The organism is Micromonospora sp. NBRC 101691 (assembly GCF_030269285.1).
Classification (GTDB): Bacteria; Actinomycetota; Actinomycetes; order Mycobacteriales; family Micromonosporaceae; genus Micromonospora; species Micromonospora echinospora.
The window spans coordinates 52026-70983 of record NZ_BSTB01000007.1; the positions used below are offsets into that span (position 1 = coordinate 52026).

Below are 18958 nucleotides of genomic sequence, written 5' to 3' on the forward strand. Positions count from 1 at the left end.
GTACTCACGCCGTTTTCTGGTCGCCAGGACCGCCCCCTGTCCGTCAGTTCCCGCCGGTCACCATCCTCGACCATAGTGCCGGGAACTCGGGCATGGTCTTGGAGGTGCACGACACGTCGTCGAGTTCGACGCCCGGCACGGCCAGCCCGGTCACCGCGGCGGCGTGCGCCATCCGGTGGTCGTGGTACGTGCGGAACACCCCGCCGCGCAGCGGCCGGGGCCGGATCTCCAGCCCGTCGGAGGACTCGGTGACGTCCGCGCCGAGCCCGGCGAACTCGCGGGCCAGCGCGGCGATCCGGTCGGTCTCGTGGCCCCGGATGTGCCCGACCCCGGTGAACGTCGACGGGGAGTCGGCGAGCATGGCGAGCGCGGTCAGCACCGGGGTCAGCTCGCTGACGTCGGAGAGGTCGGCGGTGATGCCGTGCACCGTGCCGGTGCCCCGCACGGTCAGCCCGGCGGTGGAGAGGGTCACCTCCCCGCCCATCTCGTGCAGCAGCGAGCGGAGCCGTTCGACCGGCTGGGCGCTGCTGCGCGGCCAGCCCCGCAGGGTCACCTCGCCGCCGGTGACCAGCGCGGCGGCGAAGAACGGAACCGCGCCGGAGAGGTCCGGCTCGATCTCCCAGACCCGTCCGCTGAGCGGTCCGGGCTCGACCGTCCAGACGTCCGGCGTCCCGTCGTCCACGGCCGCCCCGGCGGCCCGCAGCATCTGCACGGTCATCCGCAGGTGCGGCGCGGACGGGACCGGCGGGCCCACGTGCCGGACCACCACGCCCCGGTCGAAGCGCGGGGCGGCCAGCAGCAGCCCGGAGACGAGCTGGCTGGAGGCGGAGGCGTCGATGACCACCTCGCCGCCGGTCACCCGGCCGGTGCCGAGCACGGTCAGCGGCAGGCTTCCCGGACCGGTGACGTCGATCCGGACGCCGAGCGAGCGCAGCGCCTCGACCAGCGGGCCGAGCGGACGGGTCCGGGCCGCCGGGTCGCCGTCGAAGGTGACCCGGCCGTCGGTCAGCCCGGCGACGGGCGGGACGAACCGCATCACCGTGCCGGCCAGACCGACGTCGACGTGCGCCGGGCCGACCAGCGGGTGCGGCCGGACCAGCCACCGGTCGTCGTCGGCGATCGACATGTGCGCGCCCATCGCCCGCAGCCCGCCGGCCATGAGTTCGGTGTCCCGGGCCCGGAGCGCCCCCAGCAGGGTGGACGGCCCGCTGGCCAGGGCGCCGAGCACCAGGGCCCGCGCGGTCAGCGACTTGGAGCCGGGCAGCCGGAGCGTCGCCGCGACCGGGTCGCTGGCGGTCGGCGCGGCCCACGGCTGCAACGGACGGATCGCGGTCAGATTCCCCACGGTGACATTCTGCCGGGTTCCCGGCCCCGGTGGACGAAGCCGGCACCTCGCCTCCCGGTGGGCGGGACACGGTCGTCCGCCGGTCGGGAGGAAGGGGCTCGTCCGCCGTCGGCCGGAGCGGTCGTCCGCCGCCGGTGGGACGGCCGGAGGTCGGTCGGGCGGGTTAGCGTGTCCGCATGTGCGGCAGGTACGCGACCACCCGTGGTTCCGGGACGCTGAGCCAGCTCTTCGAGGCGTACGACGACACCGACGGCGGGCTGCGGCCGGACTGGAACGTCGCGCCGACGAAGCCCGTGCCGGTGGTGCGGGTCGACGACGAGGGGGCGCGGGCGCTGTCCCTGGCCCGCTGGGGGCTGCTGCCGCCGTGGGCGACGTCCCCGGCGGCCGGGGCGCGCATGATCAACGCTCGCGCGGAGACGGTGGCGACCAGTCGGGCGTACGCCGCCCCGTTCGCCCGCCGTCGTTGCCTGGTGCCCGCCGACGGCTGGTACGAGTGGACCCGCACCGAGGGCGGCAAGCAGCCGTACTACCTGACCCGGACCGACGGCGACGTGCTCGCCCTGGCCGGAATCTGGTCGGTGTGGCGGGGGCCGGACGGCCCCCGTCTCACCTGTAGCGTGCTCACCACCGCCGCCCTGGGTGTGCTGGCCGACGTGCACGACCGGATGCCGGTGCTCCTCCCGCCGGATCGCTGGGGCCGGTGGCTCGCGCCCACCGCCGACCCGACCGCCCTGCTCGGCGCGGACGAGGACTGGCTGGCCGGGCTGGAGATCCGTCCGGTCGGGCCGGCGGTGGGCAACGTCCGCAACGAGGGGCCGGAACTGACCGCCCGGGTGCCCGGTGTGCCGGTGCCGCGTCGCCGTCCGCCGGTGGAGGAGACGGCCGACGAAATGACGCTGTTCTGAACGGCGTCAGCGCATTGTCGGGTGCTGATTTGCCAGAGTTGCGGACGAATCGTCGTGCGAATATCCGCCCATTTTCCGGCAGACCCTTGTCCCCGTGTGTCCAAGTGCGATAGAACACAGCGCCGGTAGTGGGTGTCGATCGTACGGTGCGATCGACCATCGCCGATCTAGCCGGTCCCACGGGGGAGGTGGGTTGATGACTCGGGCGCGAATGCCCCGCCCGCACGAAGTGGCCGCCGCGCGCCGCGATCCGCGACTGTTGCGGGCCCTGCGCGAACGACGGCAGGACGACGCGTGGCGAACCAAGGGAACCTGCCGCAGCGTGGACCCGGAGACGTTCTTTCCGGCGCCGAACGAACCAGCCGACGCGGCGGTCGCGCTCTGCCGCACCTGTGAGGTTCAGGGGTCCTGCCTGGCCTGGGCGCTGGAGGCCGGGGATTACCACGGGGTCTGGGGTGGCACCACACCCCGGGAACGGCGGGCCATGCTGGTCGCCTGGCGCAGCGAGGTCGAACCGGACCCGGACGCGGCCGACGAGGCCGGTCCGCCGGTCCGTGATCGCCTGCTCGCCCTGGTGCCGCTCTCCTGACACCCGCGCCGGTCGTCGGGAGCAGAATGGGCCGGTGCGACATCGCGTACATGTCGAGACGCCCCGTGGTCCGGCGTGGCTGGACAGCGACCCGCCGGCCGGGCCGGCGACGAGCCTGCTCGTGCTGGGGCACGGTGCCGGCGGCGGGGTGGACGCGCCCGACCTGGTCGCGCTCCGGGACGCGGCGGTGGCGGCGGGGCTGCTCGTCGTCCGGGTGACCCAGCCCTACCGCGTCGCGGGTCGACGTGCCCCGGCGCCGGCCGGTCACCTCGACGAGGCGTGGCGGGCCGTCCTGGCCGAGCTGCGTCGGCTCCACCCCGCGCCGGCGCTCCTGGTCGGCGGACGCTCCAGCGGCGCGCGGGTGGCCTGTCGGACGGCCCTCGCGGTCGGTGCGTCGGGCGTGGTCGCCCTGGCGTTCCCGCTGCACCCGCCGGGCCGGCCGGAGCGCTCACGGGCGGCGGAACTCGACACCGGTCTGCCCACGCTGGTGGTCAACGGGGACCGGGACCCGTTCGGGGTGCCGGAGGCGGGACCGTCGGTGCGGGTGGTGGTCCGCCCGGGAGAGCGGCACGACCTGCGTAGCGACCCGACGGGCGCTGCCGAGGTGGTGGTCGACTGGCTGCGCGCCCGGGGCTGGGCCCACGGGCGACCGGGTCCTCCCGGAGCGGACCGGGGAGACGAGGGGCGCGTCGTCCGGCCGTGAGCCGCCGGCCCCGCCGGTCCGTCTCCGCCGGGCTCTCCCGGTTCCGCGCGCGTGCGGCCCGTGACCCCTGCCGAGGACGGTTCGTTGCATCGATTGGTGCCGGCTCCCGTGGCGGGCACCGCCCTCCCAGGCCCTTCCTGGTCCCAGCGTTCACCCCCCGGTGCCGCTGGGGCCGGGAACGGGGGCGGAATGCGTCGCCGGTGGGGCGGTGTTGCACCCCCTGGACGGGTTGCTGGACGACCGAGAGGGGTGACCGGTGTCGACCGGTACACGGAGCCGGGAACGGGACGAGCGTCGGCTGCGCCGGCTGCTGGACGGGCCGGCGTGGTCCGCGACGGCACCGGCGGGCGGGGTGAGCACGAGCACACCGGCGGAAAGTGAATCTGCGGACAGGTCCGTGCGCGTATTCTCGGCGGGAAGGCATCCGACGCGAGGGGATGTGCGGTTGACCACCGAGAAGACGGACGAGCGCCGGGCGCGCTTCGAGCGCGACGCGCTGCCCTTCGTCGACCAGCTCTACGCGGCGGCGTTGCGGATGACCCGCAACCCGGCCGACGCGGAGGACCTGCTCCAGGAGACGTTCCTGAAGGCGTACGCCGCCTTCCACCAGTTCGAGCAGGGGACGAATCTCAAGGCCTGGCTCTACCGGATCCTGACCAACACGTACATCAACTCCTACCGGAAGCGGCAGCGGCAGCCGATCCAGGCGCCGACCGAGGAGATCACCGACTGGCAGCTCGCCGAGGCCGAGTCGCACACCTCCAGCGGTCTGCGTTCCGCCGAGACCGAGGCGTTGGACCGGCTCCCGGACACCGACGTCAAGGAGGCGCTGCAACAGCTTCCCGAGGAGTTCCGGCTGGCCGTGTACCTCACCGACGTCGAGGGCTTCTCCTACAAGGAGGTCGCCGACATCATGGGCACCCCCATCGGTACGGTGATGTCCCGACTGCACCGGGGTCGACGTAATCTGCGGAAGCTGCTGGAGCGCTACGCGGCGGAGCGCGGTTTCTCCGCGGCCCGTTCCTCCGGTGGTTCGACCACCGCCGCCGGCCGGGAGGTGTGACGTGAGCTGTGGGGAGCCGCACGAGACGGACTGCCGCGAGGTGCTCGCGGAGGTCTACCTCTACCTGGATCTGGAGTGCGCCGAGGAGCGCCGCCGGCTGATTCGCGACCACCTGGACGAGTGCAGCCCGTGCCTGCGGGAGTACGGCATCGAGCAGGAGGTCAAGGCGCTGGTGGCCCGCTGCTGCGGCAACGAGACCGCCCCGGCCGAGCTGCGTGAGCGGCTGCGGATCCGGATCAGCGAACTGGTCGTCTTCGAGGCGTCCGAGTCCCGCGAGCTGGCCGACTGACCACGGGCCGTGCTCTGCCGCCGGCAGACGCGCGCCGTCCGACGACAAAACACCGGTGGCCCGGGTCGGAATCCGACCCGGGCCACCGGTGTTTGCGTCCCGACACGCGACCGGCGCTCGACCGGTCCCGTCGATCAGGCGTTGGGGCGCTTGCCGTGGTTGGCGGAGCTCTTCTTACGGGCCTTCTTCTTACGGGCCTTCTTCGCCATGGTGACCTCCTCGTGACGAGTCCTGGTCGGCCGCGGTACGACCGGGGAGCCGGTCGCGCCGGTCTCGAACGCCTGCGGGCCGACCCGCTGATGCTAGTGCCGCTGGCCCCCGTCCCACCGGCTGGGGCGGGATCCGGCGGAACGGGTCGACTCCTGCGGCCCGCAGCCGGCCGGCGCGTTCGCCGTCACGCCGGCTGCCGCCGCCCGCGCGAACCGTGCGGCGGATCGACGGCCGCGCGTGCCGCGCGGGAGGCCGGCACGTGATTGGATACCGTTCGCAAGCAACCCGTGGAGAGGGAGGGCCGTCCGATGGCCGAGGAGATCCGCGCCGAGATGGTGGCCAATGTCTGGAAGGTCGTCGCGTCGGCCGGGGACACCGTGTCCGAGGGGGACACGCTGGTGATCCTGGAGTCGATGAAGATGGAGATCCCGGTGGTGGCCGAGAGCGACGGTGTGGTCAAGCAGCTCGCGGTGAACGAGGGTGACGTCGTCCAGGACGGCGACCTGATCGCGGTGATCGACTGAGCATTCTCCCGGTCGTGGGCGGGACGGCGGACCGGTCCGTCCCGTGCCGGGGCGACCCGCCCCGGCAGTTCGGTGGAATTCCCCTGACGCAACTTCGTCATCGGAATGACTTATTCGCGACGAGACGTTGACTCCCGTCGATGGGAATGTCAGGCTCGACGCATCCACCGAACAGAGAACGGAGCTGTCATGCGCATGTTCCGCAGGGCCCTCGCCGCCACCGCCGTCGCCGGCGCGTTCACGGCGTCGCTGCTGGCAGGTGCCGCCCCGGCGTCCGCCGCCACCGAGGGCGCGCAGGCGAGCGGCTGGTACACCGGGTACGGGTCGAGCTCCACCGCCTCGTTGGCCCTGATGTGGGCCCAGGACGACGCCGAGTGGAAGGCGGAGCTGGCCGGCTTCAACTCGTTCCTCGACTGCCGGGTGACCTACAGCAACGTCACGCAGTCCGGGCAGTACTTCTACAACGCGAACGTGCAGCTCTACTGCTACAAGTTCTGACGGATCGGTTCTCCGGTCCCCACGCGGCGCGTCCGTCGGTCCCTCCGACGGGCGCGCCGTCGTACGTGCGGCTGTGCCCGGTCTCACCCGGTACGCGGGCGCAACCGGCAGTTCCCCCGGCCTTCCCGGCGTAAGCTGACCACCCGGGTCGGCACGTCGGTCACGTACCCGGGGGAGCCCATGAGCCAGGCCAAGCAGTCCGTCGCCGGGCGTCCGAACATCCGGCTCGTCCTCGTCGCCCTGATGATCGCGATGATGCTGGCGATGCTCGACAACATGATCATCAGTACCGCGCTGCCGCGCATCGTCGGCGAGTTCGGTGGGCTCGACCACTTCACCTGGGTGGTGACCGCGTACGTCCTCGGCACCACCGTGTCCACGCCCATCTGGGGCAAGCTGGGCGACCTGTACGGCCGCAAGTCCGTCTTCCTCAGCTCGGTCGGCATCTTCCTGTTCGGCTCGGCCCTCTGCGGTATGGCCGGTTCGGCGATGCTGGGCGGCGCGGACAGCGGGATGGTCCAGCTCATCGCCTTCCGCGCGGTGCAGGGTCTGGGGGCCGGCGGACTGATGGTCGGCGTCATGGCGATCATCGGTGACCTGGTCCCGCCCCGTGAGCGGGGCCGCTACCAGGGTCTCTTCGCCGGCATCATGGCGATCGCCATGGTCGCCGGTCCGCTGGTCGGCGGGTTCATCACCGACCACCTCTCCTGGCGGTGGGCCTTCTACGTCAACCTCCCGCTCGGCGGGGTGGCCCTGGTGCTGCTCATCGTCACCCTGCGTCTGCCCCGGTACCGTACCGAGCACCGGATCGACTGGCTGGGCGCGGCGCTGCTCTCGGCCGGCATCACCGGGCTGGTGCTGATCACCACGTGGGGCGGCAACGAGTACGCCTGGCTCTCCCCGCAGATCCTCGGCCTGGGTGCCGTCGCGCTGCTCGCTCTCGGTGGTTTCGTCCTGGTCGAGCGGCGGGTGACCGAGCCGATCCTGCCGCTGGGGCTGTTCGCGAACCGGAACTTCGCCCTGGTGTCGGTGGTGGGGTTCCTGCTGGGCTTCGCGATGTTCGGGTCGATGAACTTCCTGCCGCTGTACCAGCAGACCGTGCAGGGGGCCTCGGCCACCGAGAGCGGACTGCTCCTGCTGCCCCTGATGTTCGGCATGCTGGTGGTGTCGCTGGTCGTCGGTCGGGCCATCACGCGCACCGGCCGGTACCGGGTCTTCCCGATCGTCGGCGGCGTGGTGATGAGCGTGGGCGTGGCCCTGTTCACCCTGCTGGACGCCGGCACCAGCCGGGTGGAGGCCGGGTTCTACATGGTCGTGTTCGGGGCCGGCATGGGCTTCCTGATGCAGACCACGATGCTGATCGCACAGAACAGCGTCGAGCAGCGTGATCTCGGCGCGGCCAGCGGTGCGGCCACCTTCTTCCGCTCCATCGGCGGCTCGTTCGGCATCTCCCTCTTCGGCGCGGTCTTCGCCAACCGCCTCGCCGACTCCCCGGCCGGACCGGCGGTCAGCGGTGGCACCAGCGAGCAGGGGGTGGATCCGGCCGCGTTGAACGCGCTCCCCGAGCAACTGCGGACGACCGTTCTCGGTGGCCTGGCCGACTCCATCGCCCACGTCTTCGCCTGGGCGGTGGTCTTCGCCGTGGCGGTCCCGGTGGTCGCCTGGTTCATCCGGGAGATCCCCCTCCGCGCCGGCCCCGAGGTCACTCCCGGCGACGGGGCGACGCCCTCCGACGACACCGGGCCGACGCCCTCCGACGACGCGGTGGCGACGCCGTCCGACGACGCGGGGACCACGCCCTCCGGGAGCGCCGGGGGTGGGTCACGTGACGGCGCCGGCACCCGGGCCGGGGCGGTCAGTGCCGGCGGAGACGGCGCGTGAGCCGGTGCCAGAGCCGGCGCAGCCGGCTCCCGGCCGGCGGGTCGCCGATCACCTGACAGGCCAGCACGGTGCTCGCCTCGTCCAGGTCGGGCGTGGCGAGGGCCAGATGGGCCAGCGAGACGAGGATCGGCACCGGACGCTCCGCGCCCACCGCCACCGCGTCGGCGAGTCGCGCGGCCATCACCCCGGCCACGTCCGGGCGTACCGCCGGGTCGACCCAGGCGGCGGTGACCAGCGCGAAGAGAGCGGCCTCGGTGGTCCAGTCCTCCACGCCCCAGACCAGGTCGAGCAGCATCCGGCGGCGGGTCGAGTCGGCCCACGGCTCGTCGGTGCGGTGGTGCAGCAGCCCCAGGCAGGCCCAGACCTGCACGCAGCGCACCCAGAGCGACGGATCCTGACCGAGCACCACGCCGAGCGCGGTGGCCGGGGCGGCCGGCGGGTGCGCCAGCAGGGCGAGCAGGTCTACGCCGTCCAGGGTGGCCAGCCCGACCGCCGCGTCGTACGCCGCCGGGGGGTGGGGCCAGGCGGGGTGGGCGAGCTGCCGGATCCGGTCCACCGCCGCGGCCGACGGCGTCGGCACCAGTGGTACGACACCGTCGTCGGTGTACCGCCACAGCGGCCGGACCCCGGCCCGCCGGGGTGCGCGCGGGTCCGGTCCGGCCACCTCGGTCGCCGCCACGCGTAGGCCGGGCCGGCTCGTGGCCAGGATCCGCAGCGCGCTCGGCGGCGGTGGGGCGGGCAACCTCAGGGGCGGTCCACCGGTGGGCTGGTCGGTGGCGGTGAGCCGGCGCAACGCCTCCACCGCCGGCCCGCCGGCCGGGGTGAGCTGGCCGAGCCAGGGCCGCCCCCGGCAGCACTCGGCGAGGTCGCCGTGCTCGTGGGAGTCGTCGGGGTGGTCCCGGGTGAAGTCGGCGAGCGCCACCAGGTGGCCGACCCGCCCGTCCCGCTGGTGCCGTAGCCGGTGGGCGGTGTGCACCGCGCAGTCGAACGTGGGGTCCCGGGCCAGCGCCCGGTCGATCCAGGCCAGTGCCTCGTCGAGGCGACCGTTGTCGGCGAGGGTGCCGGCGATGTCGGCATAGACCGCGAGGTCGTCGGGGTCGTGTTCCACGGCGCGACCGAGCGCGGCGAGCGCCTCCCGGGTGCGGCCGGCGCTGCGGTACGCGTACCCGAGCCAGACCTCGCCCAGCTTGGACGGCTGGACGTGGACCCCCCGGGCGGCCCAGCGGATCGCCAGCTCGACCTCGCCGACCCGCCGGGCCAGCGCGGACGCCGCCCCCAGCAGCAGACCGTGCTCGGTGTGCACGGTGACCGCGTGTCGGGCCAGGGTGAGGTACGGCCGCAGCGGCGCCCGGGCGGCCTTCGGCACCGGGTCGGGGACGGCCGCGCAGACCTGCATGAGGATCCGCGCGCCCCGTTCCGGGTCGAGTCGTTCGGCCAGCTCCGGCGCGGTGACCCAGGGCACGCCGGCCCAGTCGGCCTGCGGGGTGTGGCCGGTCGCGGCGGCGAGCAGTTCCAGCCCCTCGCCGGCCCGGCCGGCGGCGGCCAGCAGGTGGGCGCGGGCCACCACCGCCCCGACGAAGACGTGCTGTTCGAGGGGGAAGAGGTCGATGCCGCCGCCGCTGACGGCGGCGATCCGGGCCAGCGTCTCGTGCACCTCGGGCATGGTCGGGGCGTACGCGATCGCGCCCGCGACGTGGCCGGCGGCGTGCCGCAGGTCGCCCTGGTCGAGTGCGAGTCGGGCCAGGGCCAGTTCACCCTCGGCGGAAAGGCGGGGGTCGTCCTCTCCCTCGGACACGGTGCCCTTTCACTCGGCGTGCTTCTCGGGTGCGGTCAGCGTAGGGGATGACCGGCTTCCCCGGGACCCCCCTGCGCATTCATGCTCGTTGCGTTGCTCGATCAAGGAGAAAGATGCAAGACTGAGCATGAAGCGCGCGGTAACGCGCAGGAGAGGGAGGTTACCGGTGACGGTTCCGGGGGCTGGCATGACCGCCGACATCGAGGAGCAGCCGGCCGGCTTCGCGCGGCTGCTCTCCGCCGAACACGCCGGGCCGATCGCCCGGGTGGCCGAGGTGATCGCCCGGCGGCGGCCCCGGCACGTGGTCTTCACCGCGCGCGGCACCTCCGACCACGCCGCGCTCTACGGCGCGTACCTCACCGAGATCCGCCTCGGCATCCCCGCCGGGCTCGCCTCGCCGAGCACGATGACCCTCTTCGGTGCCCGGCCGGACCTCTCCGACGCCCTCGTGATCGGGGTCAGCCAGAGCGGCGGCTCGCCCGACCTGGTCGAGGTGCTCCGCGTGGCCCGCTCCGCCGGAGCGCTCACCCTCGCCGTCACCAACGCCCCCGGGTCACCGTTGGCCGAGGCCGCCGAGCTGAGCGTCGACATCGCCGCCGGGCACGAGCGGGCGGTCGCCGCCACCAAGACGTACACCGCCGAACTGCTGGCCCTGCTGCTGCTGGTCGAGGGGATCCGCAACGGCGACGGCACCCTGCCGGCCGACGAGCGCGCGGCGCTCGACACCCTGCCCGACCTCGCCGCCCGCACGCTCGCCGACCCCACCCCGACCCAGCTCGCCGCCCGCTACCGGTTCGCCGCGCGCCTGGTCACCACCGGCCGTGGGTACGCCTACCCGACCGCCCGGGAGGCGGCGCTGAAGCTGATGGAGACCTCCTACCTGCCGGCGCTCGCCTTCTCCGGGGCGGACCTGCTGCACGGCCCGCTCGCGATGACCGACCCGGACGTGCCGGTGCTGGCCGTGGTCGGATCCGGCCCCGGTGGCCGTTCGATGCGCGAGGTGCTGCCCCGGCTCGGCGAGCGCCGGGCCGACGTGGTCGTGGTCGGCTCCGCCGACGTCGAGGGTGCCACCCGGATCGCCGTCCCCGACGTCGACGAGCGGTACGCGCCGCTGCTCGACATCCTGCCGTTGCAGCGGCTCGCGCTCAGCCTGGCGCTCGCCCGGGGCGAGAACCCGGACGCGCCACGTGGACTGAAGAAGGTCACCTCGACGATGTGACCGTGCCGGCGCCGAAGCCGACCGGCCGGGCGACGCGTAGCGCGGCGTGGCACGCTGTCCGGGTGTCCACGCTGCGCGAACTCGCCGAGGAGCACACCCAGCTCCGTCCGGCCGACGTCGACCACCTGCACCGGATCGCCGGTGACTGGCAGCTCCTGTCCGACCTGTCCTTCGCCGACCTGCTCCTCTGGGTGCCGGTCGACGGCGACGAGAGCTTCCTCTGCGTCGCCCAGGTCCGCCCGACGACCGCCCCGACCGCGTACCTGGACGACCAGGTGGGACGGATCGTCGGCGGGCCGGAGGTGGCGCACCTGACCATCGCCTACAACCAGGGGCGGATCTGGCGGGAGGGCGACCCGGTCTGGTACGGCGACGTCCCCGCCCGGCACGAGGCCGTCCCGGTCCGGCTGCGCACCGCCGACGGCGAGGCCGGCGAGGTGATCGCCGTGGTGGGGCGGGACACCAACCTCTCCACCGCCCGCACGCCCAGCCAGCTCGAACTGAACTACCTCACCACCGCCGACGACCTGGCCCAGATGCTCGCCGACGGCACCTTCCCGCCGCCCCGGCACCCGGGCGAGACGACCAGCGCCCCCCGGGTCGGCGACGGGCTGGTCCGGCTGGACGCCAGCGGCAAGGTCACCTACGCCAGCCCGAACGCGCAGTCGGCGTACCGGCGGCTCGGGTTCGCCTCGCACCTGGTCGGCGAGGACCTGGCGGCGCTGCACCGCCGGCTCGCCACCGATCCGCTGGAGGGGACCGACGCGGCCAACGGCATCCTCGCCGCGCTGCGCGGCGAGGCACCGCCCCGGCGGGAGATCGACGCCCGGGGGGCGACCATGCTCACCCGGGCGCTGCCGCTGATGCCGGCCGGGGTGCCGATCGGCGCGCTGGTGCTGGTCCGCGACATCACCGAGGTCCGCCGTCGGGACCGGGCGCTGATCACCAAGGACGCCACCATCCGGGAGATCCACCACCGGGTGAAGAACAACCTCCAGACCGTGGCGGCCCTGCTGCGGCTCCAGGCCCGCCGGGTCGGCATTCCGGCCGCCCGCGCGGCGTTGGAGGAGTCGGTACGCCGGGTCGCCTCGATCGCGCTGGTCCACGAGACCCTCTCCATGTCCAGCGACGAGGCGGTCGAGTTCGACGGGATCGTCGACCGGGTGGCCCGCGCGGCGGCCGAGGTCGCCGCCACCGACACCCCGGTACGGATGCGTCGGGAGGGCAGCTTCGGCGTGCTGCCCGCCGAGATCGCCACCTCGCTGGTGATGGTCCTCAACGAACTGCTGCTCAACGCCGTGGAACACGGCTTCCCGCCCAGCGACACCGCCCCCGAGCCGGGTGCGGTGGCCTCCGGAGCGGAGGTGGTGGTCTCCGCGCACCGTTTCCGCAAGCAACTGCACGTCACGGTCGACGACAACGGCCGTGGGCTGCCCGCCGACTTCGACGCCGAGCGCGGCGGCAACCTGGGCCTCCAGATCGTCCGGGCCCTCGCCACCGGGGAGTTGCGGGGCAGCATCGAACTGCGCAACCGCGCCGACGGCGGCACGGAGGCGGTGCTGGTCGTCCCGCTCGCCGGCCCCCGCCCCCGCTGAGCGGTGTGCCGGTCGGCTGCTGAGGTGGTTGCAGGGGACCCTTCCTACCGCATTTTGCGGAGCAGGGGTCCCCTGCAACCACCTCAGCCCGCTCGGGCGAGCAGGGCCACGGTGATGCCCGGCACCGTCCAACGGCCGGTGGGGGAGAAGCCGTCCAGCGCCTCCCGGTTCGCCGTCGGCAGCGCGGCCACCGGGTCGGCCCGGTCGCCGGCCACCACCAGCCACACCCGGTCCACCTCGGCCAGGCAGCGGGCCGGTCGCTCGCACTCCGTCGCGCGCAGGTCGCCGGCCCGACGCGGGTCGCGGGCTGCCAGCACGTCACGGGGACGCCCGTCGCCGAGGTGGAACGCCAGACCGAGGTCGAGGAAGAGGAAACCGTCCCGGGAGCCGTAGACGACTCCGTCGCCGGGTCGCTGACCGGCGGCGACGATCCGGGCCGCCGCGCGGTAGTCGACCTGGGCAGTGCGGGGCCAGTCGTGGGTACGGCGCAGGTCGAGCTGGGCCGGTGCGCCGAGGGCGGCGGTGAGGCCGACCACCGCCAGGGCGGGGACCGGGCGTACCGAGGCGAGCAGCGCCCCGGCCGGAAGGCAGAGGAAGGGTGTGGTGAAGACCAGGTAGCGCGGCACCCAGACGGCGGTCACCAGCCCGGCGACGAAGAGCAGCGCGGCGGGTGCCGCCACCGCCGCCAGCATGATCCACCCCCATCCCCGGGCGGGCGTCTCCAGCGGCCCGCCACCGGACCCCGACGAGGCGGCGCCGACCACGGCCAGGCCGACCACCATGCCGCCCACCACGGCGCTGGCGGTGAGCGAGCCGGGCAGTCCGGCCAGGTCGCCGAGGCGGGCCGGATCCACCCAGCTCAACTGGCGGGACTGCTGCCGCCGGGCGAGCAGCGCCAGCGGGACCGCCACCAGCGCCGCCGGCACCAGGGCGAGCAGCCAACGGCGGACCGCGCCCCGCACCGCCAGGGCGTGCGCGGCGAGCAGGGTCAGCGCGACCAGGTGGGTCAGGCCGAGGGCGGTCACCACGGCGGCGTACGCCGCCCACCGGCCCCGTCCGGGCCGGCGCAGCGCCGTGACCAGCAGCACGGTCGCGGCCACCGCCAGCAGGGTGGCGAGCGCGTACGGCCGGGCCTCCTGCCCGTACCGGGAGGTGCTCGGCAAGACCGCGAAGAGCAGCCCGCCCAGCCGGCCGGCCCGGGTTCCGAACAGGCGCTCCCCGAGGACGGCGGTGAGCCCGGCCGCCCCGGTGACGGCCAGCACGGAGGGGGCCCGCAGCGCCGTCACCGAGTCCCCGAAGACCGCCACCCAGCCGTGCAGGAGCAGGTAGTACGGGGCGACGGTGGCGTCGACGGTGGCCGCCAGCCGGGCCAGGTCGGGCAGCGGGCGGGTGGCCGCGCTCCAGGTGGCCAACTCGTCCCGCCACGGTTGGGCGTACCCGACCCCGGTGGAGGTGACGACGAGGGCCAACAGCGACGGCCAGAGCCACACCGGGCGACCGGCGCGCCGTGACCGCTTCCGCCGGCCGCCCGGTACGTCGGATCCGCCGACCACACCCGAAGCGTCGCACGCGCCGGTCGCCGACGACCGGGTGATCGGGACAGGTCGATCTGTCCGGCCCGGTCCGGAGTGTGTGTTCCGAGGTCGCCCGTGATGTGGGATGCCGCACCGGGACCTTGGCCGGGCTCTCGCAGGTGTGGCAGCATGGGCGACATGACCGCCGCTGTCGAGCGCCGCTTCGTGGCCCGCCGCCACGTCGACTACGGCCGCGTTCGCAGCGCCATCTGTCCGGCCCACTGACGCCGCCCGACCCACCCCCTCGGGCGCGCACCCGCGCCGGCTCTCCGACACCGTTGTCTCCCGCCCGGTATCCCGGGCTGGCCGGCGCGTCCCGCGCGCGTACCGACGCGATCACCAGACAACGGAGGACGCCGCGATGGCCGTCAACAGCACCCCGGACCGGCCCGAGCGCCCGGTGGCGACCGCCACCCGGGCCCCCCGCCGACCCCGGGGTGAGGGGCAGTGGGCGCTCGGGCACCGGGAGCCGCTCAACCCGAACGAGCGGATCAAGAAGGACGACGACCCGCTCAACGTCCGCGCCCGGATCGAGAACATCTACGCGCACCGGGGCTTCGCCTCGATCGACCCGCAGGACCTGCGTGGCCGGTTCCGCTGGTGGGGCCTCTACACCCAGCGCAAGGCCGGCATCGACGGTGGGCGGACCGCCGTGCTGGAGCCGCACGAGCTGGAGGACGAGTTCTTCATGCTCCGGGTGCGGGTCGACGGCGGGCAGCTCAGCCTGGCGCAGTTGCGGGTGGTCGCGGACATCTCGCGGGAGTTCGCCCGGGACACCGCCGACATCACCGACCGGCAGAACATCCAGTACCACTGGATCCGGGTCGAGGACATGCCGGAGATCTGGCGGCGGCTGGAGTCGGTCGGACTCCAGACCACCGAGGCGTGCGGGGACTGCCCCCGGATCGTGCTCGGCAGCCCGGTCGCCGGGGTGGCGAAGGACGAGGTGCTCGACCCGACTCCGGCGATCGACGAGATCGTCCGCCGGTACGTCGGCGACAAGCAGTACTCCAACCTGCCCCGCAAGTTCAAGTCCTCGATCTCCTGGCTGGTCGACACCCCGTACGAGGCGAACGACATCGCGTTCCTCGGGGTGGAGCACCCCGACCACGGCCCCGGTTTCGACGTCTGGGTCGGTGGCGGGCTCTCCACCAACCCGATGCTCGCCAAGCGCCTCGGTGTCTGGGTGCCGCTGGCCGAGGTGCCCGACGTGTGGGCCGGCGTGGTCGGCATCTTCCGTGACTACGGCTACCGCCGGCTGCGCAACCGGGCGCGGCTCAAGTTCCTGGTCGCCGACTGGGGGGTGGAGAAGTTCCGGGAGGTGCTGGAGAAGGAGTACCTCGGCCGGGCGTTGCTGGACGGTCCGGCGCCGGAGCTGCCGTCGAAGCCGCTGGACCACATCGGGGTGCGGGAGCAGGTCGACGGGCGGAACTACGTCGGGGCCGCCCCGGTGGTCGGGCGGGTCTCCGGCACCCAGCTCGCCCAACTCGCCGACGTGGTCGAGGAGCACGGCAGCGACCGGGTGCGGCTCACCCCGTACCAGAAGCTGCTGGTGCTGGACGTGGCGCCGGAGCGGACCGACTCGCTGGTGACGGCGCTGCGCGGGATCGGCCTGGAGGCGGAGCCGTCGGCGTGGCGGCGCGGGACGATGGCCTGCACCGGCATCGAGTACTGCAAGCTCGCGATCGTCGAGACCAAGGCCCGGGGCGAGGAACTGGTGGCCCGGCTGGAGGAGCGGCTGCGCGGGTTCGACGCGGACATCTCCATCCACATCAACGGCTGCCCGAACGCCTGTGCCCGGACGCAGGTCGCCGACATCGGCCTCAAGGGGCAGCTCGTGGTCGGCCCGGACGGCCGCCAGGTCGAGGGCTTCCAGGTGCACCTGGGCGGTGGGCTCGGCATGGCGCAGGGCCAGACCGCGGGCTTCGGCCGGAAGCTGCGCGGCCTGAAGACCACCGCCGAGGAGCTGCCCGGGTACGTGGAGCGGGTGGCCCGGCGCTACCTGGCCGGCCGGACCGAGGGGGAGACGTTCGCGAACTGGGTGATCCGGGTCGACGAGGAGGAACTCCGATGAGCGAACCAGGCAGAGGCGTCAGTGTGTCCCGTCGCGGCGAGGTGACCCGATGAGCGAGACCCGGTCGGTGCCGCTGTACTGCCCGTACTGCGGTGAGGAGGACCTGCGGCCGAGCGAGGCCGGACACGGCGCGTGGGAGTGCCACGCCTGCGTGCGGGTCTTCACGGTGAAGTTCGCCGGGCTGCTCTCCCGGGCGGCCGCCGGCCCGGCGGGAGCGACCGCGCCGGTGCCCGGGACGGTGACCCGATGAGCGGCCTGGTGTCGGCGGCCGAACTCGGGCTGGTCGGCCCCGGCCGCCCGGCTCCGGCCGAGGCGGGCCGGCGCAGCCCGGAGGAGCTGCGGGAACTGGCCACCCGGGCCGGTCGGGAACTGGAGGGCGCGCCGGCCCTGGAGATCGCCCGCTGGGCGGCGGAGACCTTCGGTGACCGGCTCTGCGTCACCAGTTCGATGGCGGACGCCGTCCTGGCCCACCTGCTCTCCCGGGTCGCGCCCGGGATCGACGTGGTCTTCCTCGACACCGGCCTGCACTTCCCGGAGACGCTGCGGATCCGCGACGAGGTGGCCCGCACGTTGCCGGTGAACGTCCGCTCGATCCGTCCCCGGCTGACCGTGGGCCAGCAGGACGGTGAGTACGGCCCCCGCCTGTTCAACAAGTCGCCGGACGAGTGCTGCCGGCTGCGCAAGGTGGAGCCGCTGGAACGGGCACTGGGCGGCTACGACGCCTGGGCGGCCGGGCTGCGGCGGGACGAGTCGCCCACCCGGGCGAACACCCCGGTGGTCGGCTTCGACGAGCGGCGCGGCAAGGTGAAGGTCAACCCCATCGCGGCCTGGACCCAGGCGGACGTGGACGCCTACGTCGCCCGGCACCGGGTGCCGGTGAACGACCTGTTCCGGCAGGGCTACGGCTCGATCGGGTGCTGGCCCTGCACCCGGCGGACGAAGGCGGGGGAGGACCCGCGCGCCGGTCGCTGGGCGATGTTCGAGAAGACCGAGTGCGGACTGCACGTCTGATCCCCGGCGGACCGGGGCGGGCGGCCCTCGCCGGCGCCCCGGCACCGGCTGCCCTGCCCGGCTGGCCGCCCGTGGATCCGGGTCCCGGGGCGTCGGCGCGGGCTTTCTCCGCCGGCCCGGCGGCCGATGACCGGGATCCCGTGCGGGCCGGTCGGCCACCGGCCGCCACCGGGGTCGATCCGGTCGTCCTGGTCGCCCACGGCAGCCGGGATCCCCGTGCCGCCGTCGCGACCCGGGCGTTGGCCGAGGCGGTCGCCGCCGCGCGGCCCGGCTCGGTGGTCCTGCCGAGTTGGCTGGACCACACCGAGCCCACGCCGGTCGAGGTGCTGCGGGGACTGGCCGCGGCCGGGCACCCCCGGGCGGTGCTGGTGCCGTTGCTGTTGACCGCCGCGTACCACCGGCGGGTGGACGTTCCGGCGGCGGTGGCGGAGGCCGGTGCCGCCGGACCGCCGATGGCGGTGCGGGTGACCGACGTCCTCGGGCCGGTCGGTGCGGTGGTGGAGGCCACACTTCTGGGCGGGCTGCGGCAGCGGCTGGCCGAGGCCGGGGCGGACCGGTTCGACGCGTTGGTGTTGGCGGCGGCGGGCACCCGGGACGCGCGGGCCCGTGCCTCGGTGGGACGGGTGGCCGCCGCGCTCGGCGCGAGCTACGGGGTGCCCTGCCGGGTGGCGTACGCCTCGGCCGCCACGCCGACCACCGGTACGGCGGTGGCCCGGCTGCGGGCGGCGGGGGCCGGACGGGTGGCGGTGTCGGCGTACTTCCTGGCGCCGGGGCTGTTCCACGACGCGGTGACGGCAGCGGCACGGGAGGCCGGCGCGGTGGCGGTCTCGGCCCCGCTCACCGACACCGCGGACCTGGTCCGACTGGTCCTCACCCGGATCACGCCCGCCGCCCTGCCGGCCGGGTGACCACGAGGTCGGCGGGTCGTCCGGTGACCGACGTCATGGTCGGCGGGAAGCGGAGCCGGGGTCCACGGGGGGTGGGAAGGAAGACGCCCCGCCAGTCGGGCCTGGCGGGGCGTTCCGGTGGTGTGTGTGGTCAGGCGGAGTGAGCGCGCAGCACACGGAGGCCGCCGCGGCGCTTGACGGCGCGACGCTCCTCCTCGCTCATTCCACCCCAGACGCCGGCGTCCTGACCGGACTCCAGTGCCCACTTCAGGCACTCGTCGGTCGCGGTGCAACGCCGGCAGACGGCCTTGGCCTGCTCGACCTGCAGCAGGGCCGGCCCGGACGTCCCGATCGGGAAGAACAGCTCCGGGTCCTCGTCGCGGCAGGCAGCATGGTGGCGCCAGTCCATGGCGGCAACACTCCTCATTCTGGGTGGGTGGCAGTTCTTGCTGTTTCCGTTTTCCTATTTGCATCCGCAACGCCGATGGTGACGGTTCGCGTTCATCAAATCAGCATTGCGTGAGCAGGCCGTTAGCCCTGGGGCACCGCGGAACAGCTCGACACGTCGAGCATATCCGTGCAATGTCCCGGTAACTCAAGTCCGCTTGTGAATACTTTCACGAACTACCGGAATGTCAAGGGTGACGCTCCGAAAAACTTCTGGGCGGTGAGCAAGCTCACGACCTTTTGTCCGGTTTCCCGGACCGGCTCGCCCGCACCGCCCCGTAGCCGAGGATCAATATAGTACAGTCCGCGCGACATTGCAGGCATATCCGGCACCTCGCCCTCCTGGCGC

19 protein-coding genes are annotated in these 18958 nt (G+C 73.9%); 14 read left to right on the top strand and 5 right to left on the bottom strand.

What is annotated here, in order from left to right:
- Positions 1-43: 43 nt before the first annotated feature.
- Positions 44-1345, bottom strand: a complete 1302-nt coding sequence (aroA, locus tag QSK20_RS13490) for a 3-phosphoshikimate 1-carboxyvinyltransferase (RefSeq protein ID WP_285788958.1) — start codon at positions 1343-1345, stop codon at positions 44-46.
- 176 nt (positions 1346-1521) lie between these two features.
- Here aroA and QSK20_RS13495 point away from each other — a divergent pair, with 176 nt between their 5' ends.
- The 5 genes from QSK20_RS13495 (at position 1522) to rsrA (ending at position 4894) form a co-directional block, all read left to right on the top strand.
- Complete coding sequence (locus tag QSK20_RS13495; RefSeq protein WP_285788959.1) at positions 1522-2250, top strand: SOS response-associated peptidase; 729 nt, start codon at positions 1522-1524, stop codon at positions 2248-2250.
- Between the two features lie 196 nt (positions 2251-2446).
- Positions 2447-2839, top strand: a complete 393-nt coding sequence (locus tag QSK20_RS13500; protein ID WP_088982249.1) for a WhiB family transcriptional regulator — start codon at positions 2447-2449, stop codon at positions 2837-2839.
- Between the two features lie 34 nt (positions 2840-2873).
- Positions 2874-3542, top strand: a complete 669-nt coding sequence (locus QSK20_RS13505; protein WP_285788960.1) for an alpha/beta hydrolase family protein — start codon at positions 2874-2876, stop codon at positions 3540-3542.
- 256 nt (positions 3543-3798) lie between these two features.
- Positions 3799-4605, top strand: a complete 807-nt coding sequence (locus QSK20_RS13510; protein ID WP_285788961.1) for a sigma-70 family RNA polymerase sigma factor — start codon at positions 3799-3801, stop codon at positions 4603-4605.
- Position 4606: 1 nt separating this feature from the next.
- Positions 4607-4894, top strand: coding sequence for a mycothiol system anti-sigma-R factor (gene rsrA / locus QSK20_RS13515; protein ID WP_285788962.1), 288 nt, complete (start codon positions 4607-4609; stop codon positions 4892-4894).
- Positions 4895-5028: 134 nt separating this feature from the next.
- Here rsrA and QSK20_RS32250 read toward each other — a convergent pair whose 3' ends face one another.
- A complete protein-coding gene (locus QSK20_RS32250) occupies positions 5029-5103 on the bottom strand; it encodes a 50S ribosomal protein bL37 (RefSeq protein ID WP_377658485.1) in 75 nt (24 codons plus the stop codon).
- A gap of 309 nt (positions 5104-5412) precedes the next feature.
- Between QSK20_RS32250 and QSK20_RS13520 the strand changes: the two genes are divergently transcribed.
- From QSK20_RS13520 to QSK20_RS13530, 3 genes are all read left to right on the top strand, one after another.
- Positions 5413-5628, top strand: coding sequence for a biotin/lipoyl-binding carrier protein (locus tag QSK20_RS13520; RefSeq protein WP_088973021.1), 216 nt, complete (start codon positions 5413-5415; stop codon positions 5626-5628).
- 189 nt (positions 5629-5817) lie between these two features.
- Complete coding sequence (locus QSK20_RS13525; RefSeq protein WP_285788963.1) at positions 5818-6126, top strand: hypothetical protein; 309 nt, start codon at positions 5818-5820, stop codon at positions 6124-6126.
- Positions 6127-6306: 180 nt separating this feature from the next.
- The gene (locus tag QSK20_RS13530) at positions 6307-8007 is read left to right on the top strand and encodes an MDR family MFS transporter (protein ID WP_502888894.1); all 1701 of its coding nucleotides are present in this window, start codon (positions 6307-6309) and stop codon (positions 8005-8007) included.
- On the opposite strand, the gene QSK20_RS13535 is transcribed toward QSK20_RS13530, so the two are convergent.
- On the bottom strand, positions 7982-9802 hold the full coding sequence (locus QSK20_RS13535) for a tetratricopeptide repeat protein (RefSeq protein WP_285788964.1): 1821 nt from the start codon (positions 9800-9802) through the stop codon (positions 7982-7984). The genes QSK20_RS13530 and QSK20_RS13535 overlap by 26 nt on opposite strands.
- A gap of 187 nt (positions 9803-9989) precedes the next feature.
- On the opposite strand from QSK20_RS13535, the gene QSK20_RS13540 reads away from it, so the two are divergent.
- Positions 9990-11021, top strand: a complete 1032-nt coding sequence (locus QSK20_RS13540; protein ID WP_285789101.1) for an SIS domain-containing protein — start codon at positions 9990-9992, stop codon at positions 11019-11021.
- Positions 11022-11083: 62 nt separating this feature from the next.
- Positions 11084-12616 carry a sensor histidine kinase gene (locus QSK20_RS13545; RefSeq protein WP_285788965.1) on the top strand — a complete coding sequence of 511 codons (1533 nt, stop codon included), beginning with the start codon at positions 11084-11086 and terminating at the stop codon, positions 12614-12616.
- An 83-nt stretch (positions 12617-12699) separates the two neighbouring features.
- On the opposite strand, the gene QSK20_RS13550 is transcribed toward QSK20_RS13545, so the two are convergent.
- Positions 12700-14169: a glycosyltransferase family 39 protein gene (locus tag QSK20_RS13550; RefSeq protein WP_285788966.1), complete on the bottom strand. Its 1470-nt coding sequence runs from the start codon at positions 14167-14169 to the stop codon at positions 12700-12702.
- A 382-nt stretch (positions 14170-14551) separates the two neighbouring features.
- On the opposite strand from QSK20_RS13550, the gene QSK20_RS13555 reads away from it, so the two are divergent.
- From QSK20_RS13555 to QSK20_RS13570, 4 genes are all read left to right on the top strand, one after another.
- A complete protein-coding gene (locus QSK20_RS13555; RefSeq protein WP_285788967.1) occupies positions 14552-16264 on the top strand; it encodes a nitrite/sulfite reductase in 1713 nt (570 codons plus the stop codon).
- Between the two features lie 49 nt (positions 16265-16313).
- Positions 16314-16514 carry a hypothetical protein gene (locus QSK20_RS13560; protein WP_285789116.1) on the top strand — a complete coding sequence of 67 codons (201 nt, stop codon included), beginning with the start codon at positions 16314-16316 and terminating at the stop codon, positions 16512-16514.
- Positions 16511-17275 (top strand): phosphoadenylyl-sulfate reductase, encoded by a 765-nt coding sequence (locus QSK20_RS13565; RefSeq protein ID WP_285788968.1) that lies wholly within the window; start codon positions 16511-16513, stop codon positions 17273-17275. The genes QSK20_RS13560 and QSK20_RS13565 overlap by 4 nt, the downstream gene beginning before the upstream one ends.
- Before the next feature lie 140 nt (positions 17276-17415).
- Positions 17416-18183 carry a sirohydrochlorin chelatase gene (locus QSK20_RS13570; protein WP_285789102.1) on the top strand — a complete coding sequence of 256 codons (768 nt, stop codon included), beginning with the start codon at positions 17416-17418 and terminating at the stop codon, positions 18181-18183.
- Positions 18184-18313: 130 nt separating this feature from the next.
- Here QSK20_RS13570 and QSK20_RS13575 read toward each other — a convergent pair whose 3' ends face one another.
- Positions 18314-18571 (bottom strand): WhiB family transcriptional regulator, encoded by a 258-nt coding sequence (locus QSK20_RS13575; RefSeq protein ID WP_285788969.1) that lies wholly within the window; start codon positions 18569-18571, stop codon positions 18314-18316.
- Positions 18572-18958 lie beyond the last annotated feature (387 nt).

Excerpts from the sequence above, each read along its gene's own strand:
- QSK20_RS13540 (WP_285789101.1), top strand. The coding sequence starts at position 9,990 with ATGACCGCCGACATCGAGGAGCAGCCGGCCGGCTTCGCGCGGCTGCTC.
- QSK20_RS13565 (WP_285788968.1), top strand. The coding sequence starts at position 16,511 with ATGAGCGGCCTGGTGTCGGCGGCCGAACTCGGGCTGGTCGGCCCCGGC.
- QSK20_RS13530 (WP_502888894.1), top strand. The coding sequence starts at position 6,307 with ATGAGCCAGGCCAAGCAGTCCGTCGCCGGGCGTCCGAACATCCGGCTC.
- QSK20_RS13575 (WP_285788969.1), bottom strand. The coding sequence starts at position 18,571 with ATGGACTGGCGCCACCATGCTGCCTGCCGCGACGAGGACCCGGAGCTG.
- QSK20_RS13520 (WP_088973021.1), top strand. The coding sequence starts at position 5,413 with ATGGCCGAGGAGATCCGCGCCGAGATGGTGGCCAATGTCTGGAAGGTC.
- QSK20_RS13495 (WP_285788959.1), top strand. The coding sequence starts at position 1,522 with ATGTGCGGCAGGTACGCGACCACCCGTGGTTCCGGGACGCTGAGCCAG.
- QSK20_RS13555 (WP_285788967.1), top strand. The coding sequence starts at position 14,552 with ATGGCCGTCAACAGCACCCCGGACCGGCCCGAGCGCCCGGTGGCGACC.
- QSK20_RS13525 (WP_285788963.1), top strand. The coding sequence starts at position 5,818 with ATGCGCATGTTCCGCAGGGCCCTCGCCGCCACCGCCGTCGCCGGCGCG.
- QSK20_RS13500 (WP_088982249.1), top strand. The coding sequence starts at position 2,447 with ATGACTCGGGCGCGAATGCCCCGCCCGCACGAAGTGGCCGCCGCGCGC.
- QSK20_RS13560 (WP_285789116.1), top strand. The coding sequence starts at position 16,314 with ATGAGCGAGACCCGGTCGGTGCCGCTGTACTGCCCGTACTGCGGTGAG.